The sequence below is a fragment of the Candidatus Defluviilinea proxima genome, assembly GCA_016721115.1.
GTDB lineage: Bacteria > Chloroflexota > Anaerolineae > Anaerolineales > Villigracilaceae > Defluviilinea > Defluviilinea proxima.
Genome location: JADKIW010000001.1, coordinates 3,665,802 through 3,685,240 on the forward strand (window position 1 = coordinate 3,665,802; position 19,439 = coordinate 3,685,240).

The 19,439-nt window shown below is 49.0% G+C and carries 12 protein-coding genes; 8 read left to right on the forward strand and 4 right to left on the reverse strand.

What is annotated here, in order from left to right:
• Window positions 1-79 precede the first annotated feature (79 nt).
• The 4 genes from IPP66_17000 (at window position 80) to IPP66_17015 (ending at window position 8,845) form a co-directional block, all read left to right on the forward strand.
• On the forward strand, window positions 80-3,067 hold the full coding sequence (locus IPP66_17000; GenBank protein ID MBK9926971.1) for a tetratricopeptide repeat protein: 2,988 nt from the start codon (window positions 80-82) through the stop codon (window positions 3,065-3,067).
• Between the two features lie 253 nt (window positions 3,068-3,320).
• Window positions 3,321-4,346 (forward strand): tyrosine-type recombinase/integrase, encoded by a 1,026-nt coding sequence (locus IPP66_17005; GenBank protein MBK9926972.1) that lies wholly within the window; start codon window positions 3,321-3,323, stop codon window positions 4,344-4,346.
• Window positions 4,347-4,635: 289 nt separating this feature from the next.
• Window positions 4,636-7,020 (forward strand): hypothetical protein, encoded by a 2,385-nt coding sequence (locus IPP66_17010; GenBank protein ID MBK9926973.1) that lies wholly within the window; start codon window positions 4,636-4,638, stop codon window positions 7,018-7,020.
• Between the two features lie 22 nt (window positions 7,021-7,042).
• A complete protein-coding gene (locus IPP66_17015) occupies window positions 7,043-8,845 on the forward strand; it encodes a serine/threonine protein kinase (protein ID MBK9926974.1) in 1,803 nt (600 codons plus the stop codon).
• Window positions 8,846-8,848: 3 nt separating this feature from the next.
• Here IPP66_17015 and IPP66_17020 read toward each other — a convergent pair whose 3' ends face one another.
• Window positions 8,849-9,706 carry an aminotransferase class IV gene (locus IPP66_17020; protein MBK9926975.1) on the reverse strand — a complete coding sequence of 286 codons (858 nt, stop codon included), beginning with the start codon at window positions 9,704-9,706 and terminating at the stop codon, window positions 8,849-8,851.
• A gap of 321 nt (window positions 9,707-10,027) precedes the next feature.
• On the opposite strand from IPP66_17020, the gene IPP66_17025 reads away from it, so the two are divergent.
• The 4 genes from IPP66_17025 (at window position 10,028) to IPP66_17040 (ending at window position 15,665) form a co-directional block, all read left to right on the forward strand.
• Window positions 10,028-11,881, forward strand: a complete 1,854-nt coding sequence (locus IPP66_17025; GenBank protein MBK9926976.1) for an ABC transporter ATP-binding protein — start codon at window positions 10,028-10,030, stop codon at window positions 11,879-11,881.
• A 43-nt stretch (window positions 11,882-11,924) separates the two neighbouring features.
• Window positions 11,925-13,781, forward strand: coding sequence for an ABC transporter ATP-binding protein (locus IPP66_17030; GenBank protein ID MBK9926977.1), 1,857 nt, complete (start codon window positions 11,925-11,927; stop codon window positions 13,779-13,781).
• A gap of 51 nt (window positions 13,782-13,832) precedes the next feature.
• Window positions 13,833-14,831, forward strand: coding sequence for a GNAT family N-acetyltransferase (locus IPP66_17035; protein ID MBK9926978.1), 999 nt, complete (start codon window positions 13,833-13,835; stop codon window positions 14,829-14,831).
• A gap of 66 nt (window positions 14,832-14,897) precedes the next feature.
• Window positions 14,898-15,665, forward strand: coding sequence for a GNAT family N-acetyltransferase (locus tag IPP66_17040; protein ID MBK9926979.1), 768 nt, complete (start codon window positions 14,898-14,900; stop codon window positions 15,663-15,665).
• Between the two features lie 40 nt (window positions 15,666-15,705).
• On the opposite strand, the gene IPP66_17045 is transcribed toward IPP66_17040, so the two are convergent.
• Genes IPP66_17045 through IPP66_17055 form a run of 3 tightly spaced genes read right to left on the reverse strand, consistent with a single transcriptional unit; the run spans window position 15,706 to window position 19,437 of the window.
• Window positions 15,706-16,506 carry an RNA methyltransferase gene (locus IPP66_17045; protein ID MBK9926980.1) on the reverse strand — a complete coding sequence of 267 codons (801 nt, stop codon included), beginning with the start codon at window positions 16,504-16,506 and terminating at the stop codon, window positions 15,706-15,708.
• On the reverse strand, window positions 16,506-17,489 hold the full coding sequence (locus IPP66_17050) for an ABC transporter ATP-binding protein (GenBank protein ID MBK9926981.1): 984 nt from the start codon (window positions 17,487-17,489) through the stop codon (window positions 16,506-16,508). The genes IPP66_17045 and IPP66_17050 overlap by 1 nt, the downstream gene beginning before the upstream one ends.
• Before the next feature lies 1 nt (window position 17,490).
• Entirely contained in the window at window positions 17,491-19,437 is a 1,947-nt protein-coding gene (locus tag IPP66_17055; protein ID MBK9926982.1) for a dipeptide/oligopeptide/nickel ABC transporter permease/ATP-binding protein, read from the reverse strand.
• Window positions 19,438-19,439 lie beyond the last annotated feature (2 nt).

Consider the following 19,439-nt stretch of genomic DNA (forward strand, 5'->3'; position numbering starts at 1 on the left):
CCTCGGAGATTTTTAAAATCTCCGAGGTCTGACAGGTTTATAATTTGGATACCCCATCACAGCAGGGGAGAGGTGATAAATGGCAAATGCGGAAAAGGTTGTTGATTATGTTTCAAGTGTACTTTCAAACTTAATTCCGAAACCAGCGGATGCAGTTCTCAAACCGCTTATCAAACCTGTAGGGGACAATCTCAAGGCGTGGCTTGCCGACAAAGAGACACAGAAAGCCTTGCTTAAGGCCGCTGAAGGCGCGGAAAGTGATTTTCGTGAACAGGCAAAAGAGAAATTTGGGAATGACGATCTAACTCAAGTTGTAGCAAGTTTTCCAATCCACAACGGGGATTTGTTTCAAGCCATTCTTCAGAGCCTACCGTTACATTTCAATGAAACATTTTTAGCAAGCCATATCAGCGATGACCTTTCAAAATATTGGTCGGGTGAATTTTCTGCAGATCAAATCAAAGAAGCAGCCGCCCTTTATATTGATTGTCTACGTGTAAGACTCTTGCATGTCAACGGCTTTGCGGATATCGTCACGCGCTTAGCCATTCTTCGCACGGACAGACGAACAGAAGATATTCTGGAGATCGTAAAAGAAATTCTTTCCTTGCTTTCCGAGTTAATGCAAAAAAGAAGTAAGGAAACTATCTTCCGTTCCCTTCACCAACTCCCTCAACCGCCCGCGGACTTTACAGGGCGCGAAGAACTCATCGAGCAACTCACCAGCGATTTCACATCACACAAAGGCGCCACCATCAGCGGGCTGACAGGCATGGGCGGGATCGGCAAAACTGTGCTAGGACTTGAAGTTGCGCACAAAATAGCTGACAACTTTCCCGATGCGCAGATTTTCCTTGACCTGAAAGGCACAACTACACCTTTGAGTGCTTTGGATATTGTCCGCCACGTTATTCTCTCCTTCGAGCCGACCGCAGACTTGCGCGGACTGGATGAAACAAATATGCAGGGCGCGTATCAATCTGTTTTGCATGGCAAGAAAGCTCTACTATTCTTCGACAACGCCCGTTCTGCGGACCAGATCGCGTCCCTGCGCTCGTCAGAGACTTGTGCCATGTTCGTTACTTCGCGTTGGACATTCAGTGTACCAGGCTTGGAAAACCGTCGTGTTGATTTGATGGGGGAGGGTGAAGCTGAAGATTTTTTATTCGAACTATGCCCACGAATCGGCGATAAGGCTGCAGAACTTGCAAAAGCATGCTCTTATTTACCTTTGGCATTGCGTATTGCAGGAAGCTTTTTGAGTGTAAACAGCGATTGGCTCATTGAAAAATACTTGGCCGAACTTAATGACCGCAAAAAACGACTTCAAGTGCTCAAGCAGAGCCACGATGATGCAGAATTAACAGCCGAGCCTGATTTGCTTGCCACATTCGAGTTGAGTTACAACCAGCTCTCAGAAGAAAATCAAAAACACTGGCGTGCATTGGGAATATTTCCGACCACATTTACTCAAAAAGATGCCAAAACTATTTGTAGCTTGGATGAAACTGGAGCAATTAAGTCTCTTAGTTTGTTTAGGCGATACAGTATTCTTGATTATGATGAATTTTCACGACGATACAAAATGCATGATTTGTTTGTAGATTTCGCTTTTGGAAAAATGAATGAGAAAGAATTTTACAACGTTCATATTATGCATGCATTTTATGCTGTCGCTATTTTGCGAGAAGCAAACAGACTTTATTCGCTCGGCGGCAATGGAATATTTGAAGGTTTACAGTTGTTCGACAATGAATTTCAGCAAATTCAATCTGCTCACAGATGGATAGTTGAAAACATGAGTGGAAATCGACTAGTCACAGAACTAGTTATGCATTTTACGAATGATGGTGGCCCCTGTATAAGCTTACGCTTATTGCCTAGGCAAAGAATTGAGTGGTCAGAAGTTAGTGCTCTTGCGGCTCGACACTTGGGGAACCGTGATGCAGAGGCGGCTGAGTTTGTGGCTTTAACTGTTGCCTATGTAGATTCAGGGGATTTTTATAAGGCAATCGAAATAGGTGAGCAAGCATTAAATATCACAAGAAAGCTTGCAAATCCACAAAGCATCGGTCACGCGCTTGGCAATTTAGGGATTGCACATATTGAATTAAATCATGTTGAAAAAGCAATTGCTTACCATGAAGAATCGCTGGCGATTTTCCGCAAAATCAATGATCTTCGCGGTCAAGGTAATGCATTGGGCAATTTAGGAAAGGCATACTCACACATTCAAGAATATCAAAAAGGCCTTGATTGTTATAAACAAGCATTGGTAATTGCAAGCCAGTTAGGTGACCGTCGGATGGAACGTGGTGCATCCAGTGGAATTGGCTGGGCGTCGTTAGCAATGGGAGATCCACATACTGCCCAGATTCATGCGGAAGACGCATTGTCAATCGGTCGCGTACTTCAGGACTATAGCGGTGAAGCTGAAGCGCTTGGCATTTTGGGAAGAGTTAATGTCGCTTTGGGCAATCCTGATGAAGGAGTTGCTTGCTTTAGACAACAGTTTGATGCTTACCAAAAAAGCGAAAATGGAATGGGACAAGTAAAAGCACTCGGTAATATAGCTAAAACTTATTCTGAAATGGGAATTTCTGAAAACGCAATCGTTTCATGGGAAAAACAATATACTATTGCAACTCAGATAAATTACCGCGAAGGAGAGGCTGAGGCTCTTGGCAACATCGCCAGGGAGTATTCAATTCGTGGTAATCACCACATGGTTATAAAGTATTATGAACAAGCTTTGGTGATTATTCGAGAAATAAATGATGTTGATTATGAATGCAAAATATTAGGCTATCTTGGTTTTGCATATCGGAGCGTTGGTAATCCTGAACAGGCGATTGAAAAATACGAACAACAATTGGTAATTTTGCGTAAGATGCAAGATTTTTCAGAAGAAGGTTATGCCCTTGGTGACTTAGGGAGTGCGTACTATGAGGCGGGTAACAAGGAAAAGGGCATTCATATTATGAAACAGGCGTTGGAAATTCTTGAGAAACGTGAATTACCTGAGGCATCTCGTGCGCGGGAAATATTGCGCGAATGGGGTGGTTAGAAGAGTAGGGCAGGGGAGGGATTCGGATGGATGAATGGTGAGCGTGGAATGATGCATTGGGTTCAACGTGCAAACCTTCTAACCTACAACTTTTCCTGCATTCATCTTTCATCATTCTAGCTTCTTCATTTCACAATGGGGGAGGTTCTTTGCCCTCGCTTTAGGCAGGTGTCCTAAAATCTCTCTTATGGTTTCGATAAGTATTATTATCAAAAGCATTGACAAGAACGGTCAAATTCGTATAATGAAGGCCATGACAGCCCCTGAGCCGCAGTCCCTGACGATCTCTGATGCAATGAGCAAGTATTTGGATATGGTGAAGCTCTCTCGCAGTAGGCACACAATGCTTGCGTATAAAAATGCGTTACAGATCTTCCGCAGTGTGCTTGTGGAACGATGGCTGGAACCTGATACCACCCCCATTGCAAAACTCACAGAGGATCTGATCTCACCGCTGGCCGATTATCTGAAGACCTACTCATCTGCCACAGAACGCATGTACCTGCAGGCCGTGAAAGGTTTCTATCTCTACATCGATTCAGAACGCCTGGCAGAGATCAATCAGTCACGTGTGATCGTGCTTATACGACAACGTTCACGACCTGCCGGTGTGCGCCTTCCCCAGTTCCCTGCTGAGGATATTGAACGGCTTTTAGCGCAAGTGGAAAATGTTGTGAACCTGAACATCCCTGTGACCGAGGATGGCGACCTCGAAAACGCTAAACTACGCGCATACCGAGACCGGGCCTTTTTACTCACTTTGGCCGATACAGGCTTCCGCGTTCACGAGGCTTGCAATCTCAGGCGCGGCGATGTTGACTGGAACGAAGGGCGAGCGATCATCATCGGTAAAGGCAACAAACAGGCTGTTGTCCGTTTTACGGCGCGTTCGATGCAAGCCATCAAAGAATATCTATCACAACGCGCCGCACTCGATGGCAATTCGGGAAAACAATTAACGTCCCTGCCCCTCTTTGCCCGTCACGATAAAGGTGCAGGCAAAAAGATCAAGCCCATTACTCCCACCACCGGGCGCAATATCGTCAGCGAACGTGTTGAACAATTTCTAGGCAAAGAGATGGTTGGCAAGATCACCCCGCATTCGTTTCGGCATTACTTCGTCACCTCGGTCCTACGCGGGACTGGCAATCTGAGATACGCACAAGCATTGGCCCGCCATGAAAATATCGAGACAACGAAACGATATACCCACCTGACCGACGATGAATTGGATAAAGCCTACTACGAGGTCTTTGAGAGAAAAACGAAGGATAAATAACTCCGCCTCATTCCAACCTTGGGGCTGTTTTAACAACAAGAAAGTTTGATCTACCCTGCCTCCCCTCCCCCACTAACGTCACCCTGTATTTCCCTGCGACTCGCTTATAATTTCATTCTCTTTGCAAAATGCCAAGACGCCTGCGCTGTCACTTTATAATACTCCAAATGATTTCGTCTGCATCACAGGGAACATCACCAGCGCCCTATCCGTCTTCATTTGCATGTGTGTCTGCAACATGACCATCATGGATCAATAACATCGCCTTACAACAAGTGGAACCTATCTCATGAACTCAAGATTACGTTACGACCGCGCAACCAAGGAAACCGCCGAAAACCTTCAGGTGGTGGCAAAGTCTCTGGCTGTGCAAAAGTTGACCAAGCTGTCACTGCCTCAAATGGAAGCTGTCGTTGATCTTGTCGCAAAGGTCATCCCTGCCGGGAATGTACCCGGTATGATCTTAAGCGGTCTCACAAACATCTCGGGGAAAAATGTCCAACCGCAAAAGGCACGCCAGGATATCAATGTTCTCTTCAAAGAAGTATCTGTCTTTGCAGAGAAAGCCAAGTATGGCGCTCTTTTTGTCGGTCCCGCCGCGATCATCTGGGGATATCAAAACTTATTGAAACTTGCCGGCAAAGATCCCGAGTCCGCGTTCCCGGAGGGTGTTTGGCAATTCTATGTAGATTACGCCCTGCGCGAAGATACGGCTCGTCATGCCAACGAAACAAATGGCTTCGATCTCCTTCTTGAAAAAAATAATATTCGCCTGAGCGATGTAGATCGTTTGACTGCCTGGGCAATGGCATCCATCAATGGCTTGCATCAGTATCATTCCCTGCTAGCCAGTGAATGGTTCGAGCGGACCGCTCTCTGGTTATTGCAGGAAGCGACAGGTGATACACATCTCTATCGCATTTGGGATGCCAAGAAACCATATGTCCGTGATGCAGAGGGCGCCAATTATGATTACCCCGGCTATCGCCGCCTCAAATTTGAGCAATACCTGAAAAGCATCACCGATACCCTTTCCCGCCCTGCACGCCTGAACTGGGAACGGGACATGAAGTTTGCGGCCGAGTCGTTACCGGCATATCAAAGGCAGATGTCCATCCTCGCCTACCTCGACCCGAATCCCTTTGGCGAGACGCGCGTCCCGATTTCATTGGAAGAAGCCAACATTGGCATCATTCACAATGGAAATTACTTCCTCCTGCCAGTTTGCGAGCCAGGCACATCTCACCCTGCAGATGTACTCACTGTGCGCGCACAAATTTCCATGATGTTATCCATCTCTCAAAAAGAGACTGCCAATCTGGCCGACGTCGCTCGCATAAAACGGGCAAGCTTATTGTCCCTGCGCAAAAAGCTCAATCCCACGCTTCAAACTGAACTTGAGAAGTTGCGCTACGCTCCGATCCTGCTCAACAGCGATAGCTGTGACCCGTCCATGTTGTTATCTGAGATCAGGCAGGGTGAACGCGGCGTCGGCGACCATGCATTGACCATCTTTGATACGGGTAAAAGTTTTGTATTCGACCAATCCCATATCTTTTTCGATGGAGGCTGGGGCGCAGTACTGGCAGAGATCATGACAAATGAGGCGCTTTCATGGGCGGTATACCTGAATATGCTTGGCCCTGCCATACAAACGAGACCTTCGATCTACACCGAACTCAATCTGGCAATGACCGTTACTGACAAACAACAGATCGCGCAATCGGCACGCATCTCTCCAGAAGCCGGCGCAGAGAATTCCAAGGTCAACACCAAGGCCTGTGTCAACTTCCGTCATTACTTCCAACAGCGCAGTGATTTCCCCGGACTGACCATCAATGACCTTCTTGTGTTGTATCGTGCCATCCATGCCTTCACCTATCAGCCAGGTGCAAGTTTGCGCACAGAGATCGATGCTCTCGGGAAACAAAACTCCGAAGCCGCTGATCAAGTCCGTAAGGTGCTAAAAGACTTTGGCCAAATCAATCCTTCCATTCTCATCCCTGTAGATGCCAGCAAACGCATTCCACGGGACCGTATCTATCCGATGAATATGGAAGTGCCGCTGGTTGAATTGGACTTGTTGAAACTGCATAACGAAATGCTGGGCTTATTAACCGAATTCGAATCGACAAAAGGACGCAACCCAGCACTGTACGAGCGGTTCTATGATCGACAAATTCAATACCTCGCTACATTGGGCGGTTTTGGTACAATACTTGCAAAAGCCAAGGAAATCGCGGTAAAGGGCGAGAGTGCAAGTGTTGGAGCCATCAAATTACTGGCTCATCTCCCCCTCCCTCTCAAGCAATTGCTGGATAAAGTCCCAGCGCGTTATGAGAAGTTGAACAACATTTTGAAAGGAACAGAAGTCCTTTCAAACCTTGGTGCAGTAGCAAAGAACAGTTCACTCACCCGCTTCATCACCGCCAAGGATGATAACGAGCAGAAACAGATGGCTTGGGGTGTGATGACTGATGCAAAGGGTGTGATGCACATCACCCTTCGAGATTTTCGTCCGCATGTGGCTGTGCTTCATGAGATTGGGCGAAAAGATCTTGCGAACCAGATCGCACAGGATTATCTCGATACATATGTGCAAGGCTTGAACCAGTTCGTCAATGAAATCACGAGAATCGCAGTTGCACAACCACGCAGATTGCTGAACAGCTGAACAAAGGAAAATCGAATCCATCGTGAAAAACAATTCCCTGATCGGCCGTAAACTGGCAAACTTTCAGATCAAGAGTCTCCTTGCACGCGGCGGTATGGCCGATGTGTACGTAGGCATTGACACGAAATTGCACCGCCAGGTCGCGATCAAGGTTTTTGAAGTGGCCAACCGTTCTCAGATGGCGCAGGCCAATCGCTTTATTCAAGAAGCGCGTGTAATGGCCAACTGGCGTCACGACAACATCATCCCCATTTACTACGCCGGCGATGAAACTGGTCTCTTCTACTATGTGATGGAACTGATCGAAGGCTATGATCTTGCCGCCATCATGGCCGTCTATGTTGAAAAAGGGGAATTGATGTCCAATGCCGATATTCTACGCATCGGTGATTGTATTGCCAGTGCATTGGACTATGCCCACGCAAAAGGAGTCATCCATCGTGACGTAAAGCCTGCCAATGTGATGATCGCCAATGATGGGCGCGTCGTTCTTGGGGACTTTGGGCTGGCTCTCGACCTAAAGGCCGTTACGCAGGGAGAGGTTTTCGGGAGTCCACACTATATTTCGCCGGAACAGGCTCGTCGGTCGTCTGATGCGGTTCCACAATCCGATCTTTATTCATTGGGAGTGATCCTCTTCGAAATGTTGACTGGTTCAACCCCGTTCAACGATCCATCCCCCGCCAGCCTTGCACTTCAACACATTACAGATGCGCCGCCGTTGCCTCGCAGTATTAACCCAAACCTTTCTGAAAAAGTGGAAGAGGTTCTACTAAAGGCGCTTGAGAAAAATCCGAAAGAGCGTTACCAAAGCGGCAAAAGTTTGATGGACGCGTTACGTAAAGCGCTCTCTACAAAAGCCGCTCCTGCCCCGATCGATGCGCCGCCGCTCCCACCCATCCCTGTCAATGCGCCAACTATTCACCGGAGCAACCTTTCGCTCAACTCTTTCACCAAACGTGGTGACGTGATCACCGCTCTCGAAAAACATTCCACAACCATGCGGCGTGGAATGGCCGAAGATTTGGTGAGCCCCAAACCCAAGAAACGGCGAGGATTTGGGTTGGTCATTCTCCTTGGGCTTTTATTAGCCGCTTTGGCATTAGGAATGGTATTTCGCCCTGAGCTTTTTGCCCCATTAAATTCGCTCCTTGCGAAGATATCACCATCACCGGTCATCGTGCCTACCAATACGATCGTCGTTCAGACCGTGGTCGCACAACCTTCTGTTACTGATACCTTTACCCCAGAGCCGACCGCCACAAACACAACTGCTCCCACAGCAACTCTCACATCGACAGTCACCACCGAACCTACTCTTGAGCCGTCTGCCACGATCACGCAAACCGAGACACCCGCTTCCACAACGACCATAACACCGATACCAGTGACACCGTCGGCATCATCTACACCGCAGATCTATCCCAATGGATATCTGATGACGGCCTTTTACAGCGAGAATAGTTTTTATCTCCTTGATCGAGGTAAAGCATCGCGAAGCCTTTCAGGCTTTGTGTTCGAGCGCGTTAACAATGACGAGACCTTCCAGAATCGTTTCGAAGGCTGGACGTGGGAAACCTTCTACGTCAAAACCATTCAAATGAATCGTTGCGTGAGCTTGGAAGTGGAAAAATCTCCGCTTGCATATTTGAGTCCCGCTGAGTGCACAAACAGGGTTCTGAGCAGATTATCACCCGCGGCAGATGCCAATGAAATCTTCTGGACGCAGAACGACACCAGCCATGAATTTAGAGTGCTTTGGGAGAATCAGGAAATTGCCCGTTGTGAAATTTCTGCAGGCACTTGTGATTTCCGCGTTCCGTAACAATCAAATTTTCTCAGCCGCTTTCAAAACATTTTCTTCGTAGGCAGAGATCAACATCTGCGTAATTTCCCCAGGCATCCCCTGCCCTACCAACACATCATCAATTTGGATAACTGGCACAATCCCACGCGAACTGGATGTGATGAACGCTTCTTTCACATCCGATAGTTGATTCAGTTTCAATGGGCTGTATCGCACCTCAAGCCCTCTGCCCCGCGCCACACGGATCACGGTCCGGCGTGTGACGCCAAGGAGAATGTCACGTTGGGCGGTATAAACGATTCCATGCTGAGCGGAGCGAGGAGCGATTTTTGCGACGGACGTAGTCGAAGCATGCTTCCGAAGTCCCGATGCATTTTCGGGAGCGCGAAGAACATAAAAGAAATTACTCGTCATTCCTTCCAGAATTTTCCCACTCTTTACCAACAAGGCTTCAAAGATCCCGATCTTTGCAATGTGCTTTCGGTCTTCTTCGCTTCGAGCAATGAATGAAGTGGATTTTATACGCGGGTCCTTGCGTTGAGTGGCTGTTGTCTCCACACGGACGCCTTTTTCGTACACTTCGCGCGACAACAACTTAAGTGGTTCAATGGAGATATGGACTTGTCCATCGAAGGTCATCATCACCCTCACGCGGGCTTCGTCAGGACGATAAGGCTCGAGTAACTGAATCAGGTTTCGGCGTAAGAGGGAAGCGTCCAAGTTGGGCAAGCGTTGTAAATGTGCCTTGAGTCCCAAAACGCGAGTGCATCCACCGTAAGTGCGGAACGTCGAATAATACCCATCAGGGAGTTGACGTGTAATGACATCCAATGAAGATTGATCGGAGAAATAGACTTCTTCGACTTTGTCTGACATCATTTTCCATGTGTGTATCATTTTTTTATTATAAGCGAAGCAATCCTATGGATAAGCGAAGTGATTTGAGAAAAATCCTTGACACATTTCGGCTGTGAGGGGTAAACTCGAATTCGTTGTGCAAAGTAAGTCTGCATAGCAAAATCTACTGAAAGGAGCGCACTGCATGAGCATGTTTATCTTCACCAAACTCTTCATCTCACCCGTTGATGCTGGGTTATTACCTATTCGTAGTGCGCCTATTGACCGCTAGGTCAATCACCTTCACTGTCTTCACAGGCTGTGGCGCACCCGCCACAGCCTTTTTGTTTAATTTTTCGGAGAATGCACATGACTACAATTCAACCAACGTATGAACCTGCCATTACCTTCGACTTCCGTAAAGCCCTTGAAGAGAACCGCTTGAAGGGCCTTTGGAAGATGATGGTGGACTACCGTATGCCATACATCGGCGCGACGGCCGCTTTAGCCGTCTCTGCACTGGCAAAGACCTTCACCTATCTGCTTCTGCGCTACTTTGCCGATGATGTGCTGACGGAAGGCAAATATATTGGAAACAGCATGACGCAAACCTTCATTTGGATCGGTGCTGGATTTGTAGGTCTCGCGCTTTTCGAAGGTGGATTCTCGTTTCTTTCCGGACGTTTGGCTGCCTACACAGCCGAGGGAGTTACGAGGCGTCTGAGAGATTTTCTCTTCGACCACATCCAACGGTTGAGCTTCTCCTACCATGCCACCACCCCCACTGGCGACTTGATCGAACGCGTCACATCAGACGTGGATGCCCTACGTCGCTTTTTCAGCGAGCAAGGCATTGGCATGGGACGTATCATCTTGCTGTTCGTGATCAACTTCATCGCGATCTTGAACCTAAACGTGAAACTGGGTTTGATCTCGGTGATTGTGATCCCGTTCATGTTATGGGTGTCGCTGTGGTTTTTCAAGAAGGTGACCAAGGCTTACGAAGAATATCAAGCCCAAGAGGCGATCCTCTCCACCACCCTGCAAGAAAACCTGACCGGTGTACGCGTGGTCAAAGCCTTTGCGCGACAGGACTACGAGAAGAACAAGTTTGAAAAAGATAACTGGGGCAAATACCTGAAAGGCAAGATCTTGCTCCTCATGCACTCAATGTTCTGGCCGCTCTCAGATATTGTATTGGGCTTTCAGATGCTCTTTGGTTTTGTGTTTGCCGCGAATATGGCGATCAACAAAGAGATCACGATCGGCATGTACATTGCATATGTAGGTCTCGTTGTGTGGCTGATCTGGCCCATCCGCAACCTGGGACGCATCATTGTCTCTGCCTCAACAGGGATGGTGTCGTACGGCCGCTTGATGGAAGTCGTCAAGCAGGCGCGTGAACCGCTCCACGATGGGACGCACCAACCGACAGGTCCAGTGAAAGGCGATATTGAGTTTGAAAATGTCTCGTTCATGTACTCGAACGGCGAAAAGGATGCACTCAAGAACATCTCCTTCCACATCAAGCCCGGACAAGCTATTGCATTACTTGGGTCAACGGGCTCAGGAAAAACATCGCTGGTGAATCTGTTGCCTAGATTCCATGAATACACTGGTGGTCGCGTCCTGCTGGATGGCGTGGAGTTGAAGGATTACTCGCGAGCATATTTACGCAAGCAAATCGGCATTGTGGAGCAGGAACCATTCCTGTTCAGCCGCACGATCCGTGAGAACATCACCTATGGCGTTGGGCGAGACGTATCACAAGAGGAAGTGGAACGCGCCGCAAAAGCGGCCGCCGTCCATGATGTGATATTGACCTTCCCTGATGGTTACAACACATTGGTCGGTGAAAAAGGCGTGACGCTCTCCGGCGGGCAGAAGCAACGTGTGACCATTGCGCGAACACTCTTGAAGAATCCGCGTATCTTGATCCTCGATGACTCAACGTCATCTGTGGACACAGAGACCGAAGCAGAGATCCGTGACGCGCTGAATCGGTTGATGGAAAATCGTACAACCTTCATCATCGCACACCGCATCCAATCTGTGATGGACGCCGACCTGATCCTGGTGCTGGATAAAGGGGATGTCGTTCAAACGGGAACGCACGAAGAGTTGCTCTCCCAAGCAGGCGGTATGTACCGCAAGATTTACGACATCCAGACAAAGATCGACGAAGAGCTGGAATTTGAAATTTCTAGTGTGAATTGATTTTGTAGGGACGGGGTTTCCCCGTCCCTACGGAGAATAAACAATGTCTGAAGAACTTATTGAACTCGAAGAAGAAGAGCACACATCACAATTAACCGCGCCCGTTTTCAGGCGCATATTGACTTTGCTCAAACCACACTGGAAGTGGGTGGTGGGCTTTCTCATTACCATCGCATTGACATCTGGCCTGGATGCCTATTTCACATTCTTGAATAAGCAGATCGTCGATACGGGTATCAACCTTGGCGACAAAGACCGCGTGATGCACCTTGCGGTGATCTATGGCATATTCCAGTTACTGCAATCGGGATTTGTGTTCACGTTCATTTATCTAGCCGGTGTGTTGGGAGAGCGCGTGCAATATGATCTGCGCAAGATGCTGTTCAATCACCTGCAAGACCTGTCGCTTTCATATTATGCACAGAATGCGGTTGGTCGTTTGATCGCACGTGTGACATCAGATACTGGCCGCGTGGCAGACCTGCTCACCTGGGGCGTAGTGGATACGACCTGGGCGATCATGAACATCATCACATCGGTCACGTTCATGGCCATCATCAACTGGCGGCTGGCGTTGATCGTATTCACGGTCATCCCGATCATGCTTTTTATTGCAGTGCAATTCCGCAAGAAGATATTGGTCGAGTATCGTGTATCGCGCCGAACAAATTCAAAGATCACCGGTGCGTTCAACGAGAACTTTCAGGGCGTGCGCGTGGTCAAGGCCTTACTGCGCGAGGATGAGAACACCAAAGAGTTCCAGCAGTTGACGACGAAGATGTACAACGCATCCTATCGTGCGGCCTGGCTCTCGGCGCTCTTCCTCCCCACCGTGCAGATCATTGCCGCAGTAGCGTTGGGTGTGATCGTGGGTTATGGAGGCAGGCAGATCCAGATTGGTCTGATGACCATCGGTGGTATCCAAGCTTTTGTCTCATACCTCACATTCATGATGTGGCCCATTCAAGACTTGGCGCGCGTGTATGCCGAAATGCAACACTCCATTGCGTCAGCGGAGAGAATATTCAAATTGGCAGATACCCCGCCCGATGTCCATGATAGACCCGATGCCATCGAGGCGAAAACACTGATGGGTGAGATCGAATTCGATCATGTGGATTTCTATTACGAAGATCGCAAGCCCGTCCTGCAGGATTTCACGCTGAAGGTCAAGCCCGGCGAGATGATCGCATTGGTTGGCCCAACGGGCGGAGGTAAATCCACGATCGTGAATCTCTTGTGCCGATTTTATGAACCGCGCGAAGGGACGATCCGCATCAACGGGCACGACTACATGGACTACACCCTCGCCTCCATCCACAGCCGGATCGGGATCGTGTTACAGACGCCTCATCTCTTCTCTGGCAGTGTCCGCGACAACATCCGCTATGGGCGGCTCGCCGCGAACGATGACGAAGTGATCGAAGCCGCAAAGATCGCGGGCGCGCATGATTTCATTGTGATGCTCGAAAAGGGATATGACCAGAACGTGGGTGAAGGCGGTAACTTGCTCTCGGTTGGACAGAAGCAGTTGATCAGTCTCGCGCGAGCAGTGCTGGCCCGCCCCGAACTGTTCATCATGGACGAGGCCACGTCATCGGTTGATACATTGACCGAGGCGTTAATTCAGCGTGGCATGGAAGCCTTGATGGAAGGTCGTACATCATTTGTCATTGCGCATCGTCTGTCAACGATACGCCGCGCCAACCGCATCATCGTGATCGAAAACGGGAAAATCGCGGAACAAGGCACGCACGCCGAGTTGCTGAAACTGGGCGGACATTACTATCACCTGTACACGCAACAGTTCCGCCATGAGCTGGAAGCACAATATGGATTTGACGAGGCCGTGGGCGTAAAGGTAAAGGAAGAAGAACCCGAAGCGCTGGCCGCAGATTAACCTAATAAAAAACTCGGAGGTCGTAAAGACCTCCGAGTTCCATGAGGCAAGATGAAAACTGAATACTTACCATTTACAGAACAAATAATTCCCGAGGCGGGAAAACTTTTGGCAGATCGGCACGCACGTAATCGCAAAAGCCTGCCATTGTTACCCGCCCGATTTGAAGACCCGCAGGTTGCGGCGAAGGCCGTTGATACGTTATGGCAAAAGAAACTCAAGAACGGATACGCGGCGTTTCGCGACGGGAAGATGATCGCATACCTTATCGGCGAGACGACAACCCTGCCTTGGGGCCGAAGTGGATATGTTTATTTACCCGGGTATGCACTTGCTGAAAATGAAAACCCAGCAATCATGCAAGACTTATACGCCATGCTTGGCGATGACTGGGTGAAAACGGGACACTTCAATCACTATCTATATATCTCTGTTGCGGATAAAAATGTTCTTGATGCTTTGTTCGATCTTGGGTTTGGCAAGGAACGAGTGGATGCCTTGCTCAATCTGGGCAAAGCAGTCACCCCTGAGATAAAAGAAGCGACAGGTATTTCCATCCGAAAAGCAGGAACGGGAGACAATGCCCATCTTGGGAGTCTCTCGGATGTGATCTTCCGTGCATTGGCGAAGGCTCCCTACTGGCATCCGACTGTTCCCGAGGAATGGGGTGAGTTGCACGAGGGTTGGTCTGAGCTTGCTGACGAGAAAGAATGGACAGTTTGGCTGGCACTCGAAAACGAGGAAGCACTTGGAACAGTCGGCTTTACTGCCCAGGCCGAAGCAGATACAGATATGCTTGCTTCACCGCGTACATCCTATTTGAGTGTTGCCGCCACAAAACCACAAGCACGCGGCCGTGGTATCAGCACCACATTAACTTGGCATGGATTGGAACAAACGCGTAAAGATGGATTTGAAATTTGTTACACCAACTGGATCAGCCCCAACCTGTTAGCATCTCGTTTTTGGCCACGCTTTGGTTTCAAGGATGTGGCCTACCGGGTTGCCAAAAAGGTTAGCCCAATGATCGCGTGGGCGAAGTCAGAATGAAAAAGATTTCGGCGTTTTGAATGCAGAAGGTTATGTGATATTCCTTCTGCATGGAAAGTGAATATCATGAACAAGAACAGTTTATTACTGATGTATGACAAAGACCTGCGAATGCGCATCATGTACCCCGAAGCGCGCAGGGAAATTACATGTGACGTGGTGCGGTTTATCCGCCCATCACCTGGCATGAACTTTGTGTCCTTCACGTTCGCAACAGAGACAAAGCTGGCAAATGTCATTGACAGAGAAGTGGACTATCTTTCTCCGATGAACCAGCCGTTTACGTGGAAGGTCTACGATCACGATCGCATTGCAGGTTTGACGGAAAAACTTACGGCCAGCGGATTTACGGGTGATGATGACCCTGCCGCAGTTATGATCCTCGATGTAAATCAAGCGTCAGCGGCAACCCACCCTGTGGATGCGAACATACGCCGTATTACGGACCGCGATGGTCTAAAGGATGTTGTTGATGTTCTGGATAATGTCTACGGCGGGCACAATGCCTGGGTCTATGGCAGGCTGGGATTACATTTACAAGTCCCCGGCTATTTGAGTGTTTACGCGGCATACGTGGACGAGAAGCCTGTTTCGATCGCATGGACCTATTTCCCCCGCGGACGCTTTGCGACTCTGTTCGGCGGCACGACACTGGCCGAATATCGGAGTCGAGGTTTATATACGAACCTGCTGAACACACGCGTTCAAGAAATCCGCGAGCGAGGATATCCCTTTGCCATTGTAGAAACTGGCCCCATGAGTAGACCTATTGTTGTAAAACATGGTTTCCAGCACCTGACCACGGTGTGGGATTACGAATGGAGTGGGAATTAATTCCGCAAGTAACCCAGTAGGGGCAGTCTCAGACTTGCCCCTACTGGGTTACTTTTATTCCTTTATTCCTTTGGCGAACAGCCTCATATACGATCAACGCTGTTGAAACCGAAACGTTCAATGAATTGACCTTGCCCATCATGGGAATCTTCACTTTAATATCTGCGTTCGACATCCAGAAATCGGTAAGCCCCTCATCTTCCGTGCCGACCGCGATGGCGACTGGCTCACACATATTCACATCGGAATACATCACGTCTGCTGATGGAGTGGCGGCGAGAACACGCATCTTTCTGCTCTTCAGCCATTCCAACGCTGATGCATTATCACATTCGACAACTGGTACGCTAAAAACCGCTCCGCGGCTGGCTCGAACAACATTCGGATTCCACACGTCCACGCGTGGGTTACAGACGAGAAGTGCATCTACATGAGCGGCGTCGGCTGTGCGGAGGATAGCGCCGAGATTGCCAGGCTTCTCAACGGATTCAGCCACAATTACCAGTGGAGTCTCATTTCCAGACAGCAAGCTGTCTGATTCTAAAGACAACTTGGGAATCGGAAAGACGGCCAACCAACCATCAGGGTTATCGCGGTAGGACATTTTCTCAAAGACGTGGCGGGAGACAGTCAAATTTTCAGCGGTGGCTACAACCAATTGCGTTGAAACAAGCTCGGGGGCGGAAAGAAGCGTCTGCGGCACATGCCCGGCAGAGAGCGCCAGTTGGATCTCGTCAAAGCCTTCCACAAGCATCAATCCATCCTTCTGACGCTGTTTCTTATCTTCACGAAGTTTGACAATGTGCTTGACGCGCGGGTTTTGGAGGCTGGTGATATCCATTATTTTACGAGGAGCAGACAGGCGGCTTGATGTGTATCGGTCACCGTCAGTAACCGTGGATCGCTTTGTTTGCATATATCGATCGCAACCGGGCAACGCGGGTGGAAGCGACACCCTGATGGAAGGTCAATGGGGTTCGGAGTTTCACCTAGAAGGACCATTCTTTTCTTGCGCATGCGGGGGTTGGGAACAGGGATAACCGAAAGCAACGCCTTTGTATAAGGATGTTGCGGCTTCTTCAACACTTCACGCATGGTGCCGATCTCAACGATACGCCCCAAGTACATGACCGCTACACGGTCTGCGAAGTAGCCGACTGTGCCAAGATCGTGTGTAATGAAGATGACAGAGATGCCGCGTGTGCGCCGCAGGTCGGCCAGCAAGTTGATGATCTCAGCACGGATGGAAACGTCGAGCATTGAGACTGGTTCATCAGCCAGCAAAATATGCGGTTCAAGTACCAGCGCCCCCGCAATAACAACACGTTGACGTTGCCCACCAGAGAGTTGGTGTGGGTAACGGTATAAGTAATCTTCAGCTGGTTTCAAGCCCGAATCTTCCAAAGCTTGTAGAACGCGTGCTCGTCTTTCTTCAGGATTTGCCGCGATACCATGAACGATGAGAGGTTCGGAAACGATCTCTTCTATAGTTTGGGTGGGATTGAGCGATTCATAGGGGTCTTGAAAAACCATTTGAATACGCTGACGGATGGCCTTGCGTTCCTTTGCCGATGCATGGGTAATATCCTTGCCGTCAAAGAAAATATTGCCCGCGGTAGCTTCTTCCAAACCCATCAAGGTGAGCGATAACGTAGATTTTCCGCATCCGCTTTCGCCGACCAGAGCGATCACTTCCCCTCGCCTGAGTTGCAGGTTGAGATCATCCACGGCGTGGACAAAACTTTCCTTGCGTGAGAACCAGCCTGGCCGACCCGCTTGGAAATATTTTTTCAAGTTCTTTACTTCGAGAATATATTCGCTCATGTTATTTACTCTCGATCAAATGACAACTCACGACGTGCCCGCCTATAAGTTCATGTAATTTTGGCGTTTCAGAAGAACAGCGGTCAAAAGCCAGGGGACAACGCGGTGCAAAACGACAGCCCGGTGGCAACGCATCCAATTTGGGGGGCGAACCGGGGATGGATGTCAGTCGTCGCTCAAGCTTGGAAAGATCGGGGAATGCTTTGAGCAGTTCCTGTGTATACGGATGACGCGGCTCGTTATAGATAGTGTCCACTTCTGCGTATTCAGCAGTCATACCACCATACATAACAAGCACCGTATCGCACATCTCTGCCACTACGCCGAGATCATGAGTAACAAAGATCACGGCAAGTCCCAGTTTTTTACGAAGGCCATCCAACAATTCAAGGATCTGCGCCTGTATCATCACATCCAATGCGGTGGTCGGTTCGTCTGCAATGACAATTTCTGGATCACATGAAAGCGCCATGGCGATCATCGCACGTTGCCGCATGCCGCCGGAGTATTGATGCGGAAAATGGTCCTTATGCTCAGCTGAAATGCCGACCAATTCAAGCAATTCCACCACGCGGGCATCCAATATCGCTGGTGGATAAGAAGGCATATGCTTGATGATCGCTTCCTTAATCTGATCACCAACTGTCCGCACAGGGTTGAGCGCATTCATCGCACCCTGAAAGATGACTGAAATATCGCTCCAGCGAACATCCGACATTTCTTCTTCGGTCAACGTCGCAAGGTCTTTTCCTTTAAAAAACACGTGGCCGTTTGAGATCTCGCCCGCGGCAGGCAACAAACGGTTCAACGCCATCATCAACGTTGTCTTGCCGCATCCACTCTCCCCCACCAACCCCATCACTTCGCCCTCATGCAAGCTGAAGCTTACATTGTGAACCGCTTTCGCAACCTTGCCATCATTCACATAATTAACAGACAGATTGCGGACATCGAGCAACAGCGGAGTGTCTTTACGTTTCTTTGATTTAACTTCTGCGGCAGATGAAAGTCCGCCCGATTCATTCTGGACCGTGGGCCTGCCCGGCATTAAGTGATGTGCTTCAAGCCTTGGGTTTAAAACTTGCTCAAGACCATTCCCAAGCAGAGTCAACCCGAGCACAACCCATACAATTCCGAGCCCCGGCGCGAACAATGCCCACCAAGCTCCGGCGCTCATCGCTCCACGTCCGAAAGCAAAGTTAAGCATCTGGCCCCATGATATGGCTGTAGGATCACCCAAGCCAATGAAAGAAAGCGTGGACTCGCTTAATATCGCAGAAGAAATTACAAGAATGCCATTCACAACAAGGATGGGTGTCACAAGGGGCATGATGTGAGTGGTGATAATATGCCAATTCCCGGCACCAATCGCTTTGGCGCGCAATACAAACTTACGCGATTTCACAGCCAACGCTTGTGAACGCACGATACGCGCTGTTGTAGTCCAACCCAAAAGGCCGATCACAAAAATAATATTCAACAGGTTTGGTTTGGTGAGTGCCACGATCACAACGATCAATGGCAGATCAGGGATGACCAACATCGTGTCCGTAAATCGCATCAAAAGGTTTTCAAGTCGCCCACCATAAAAACCAGCCACAACTCCGATGAAACCACCGATCACGATGGAAATAAAAGCCGCAAAGAATCCCACAATGAGTGAGATACGCGCTCCATACATAAAACTGGAGAGCACATCTTTACCAGCATCATCTGTACCAAACCAATGCTGTGCATCAGGCGGATTGTAAATATCACCAGATGAAATTCCCTCATACGACTTGGGATTGTAGGGAGCAATCACATCTGCAAAAATAGCAACAAGTATGATCAAAACAAGCATGATCAATCCCACCACCGCCATGCGATTCTTCGCAAGAGTTTTCCAAAACCCTTGCAAAGGCGATGAAGGGATGAGAGGTTTAATTTCCAATTCCTGTACTGCCATGT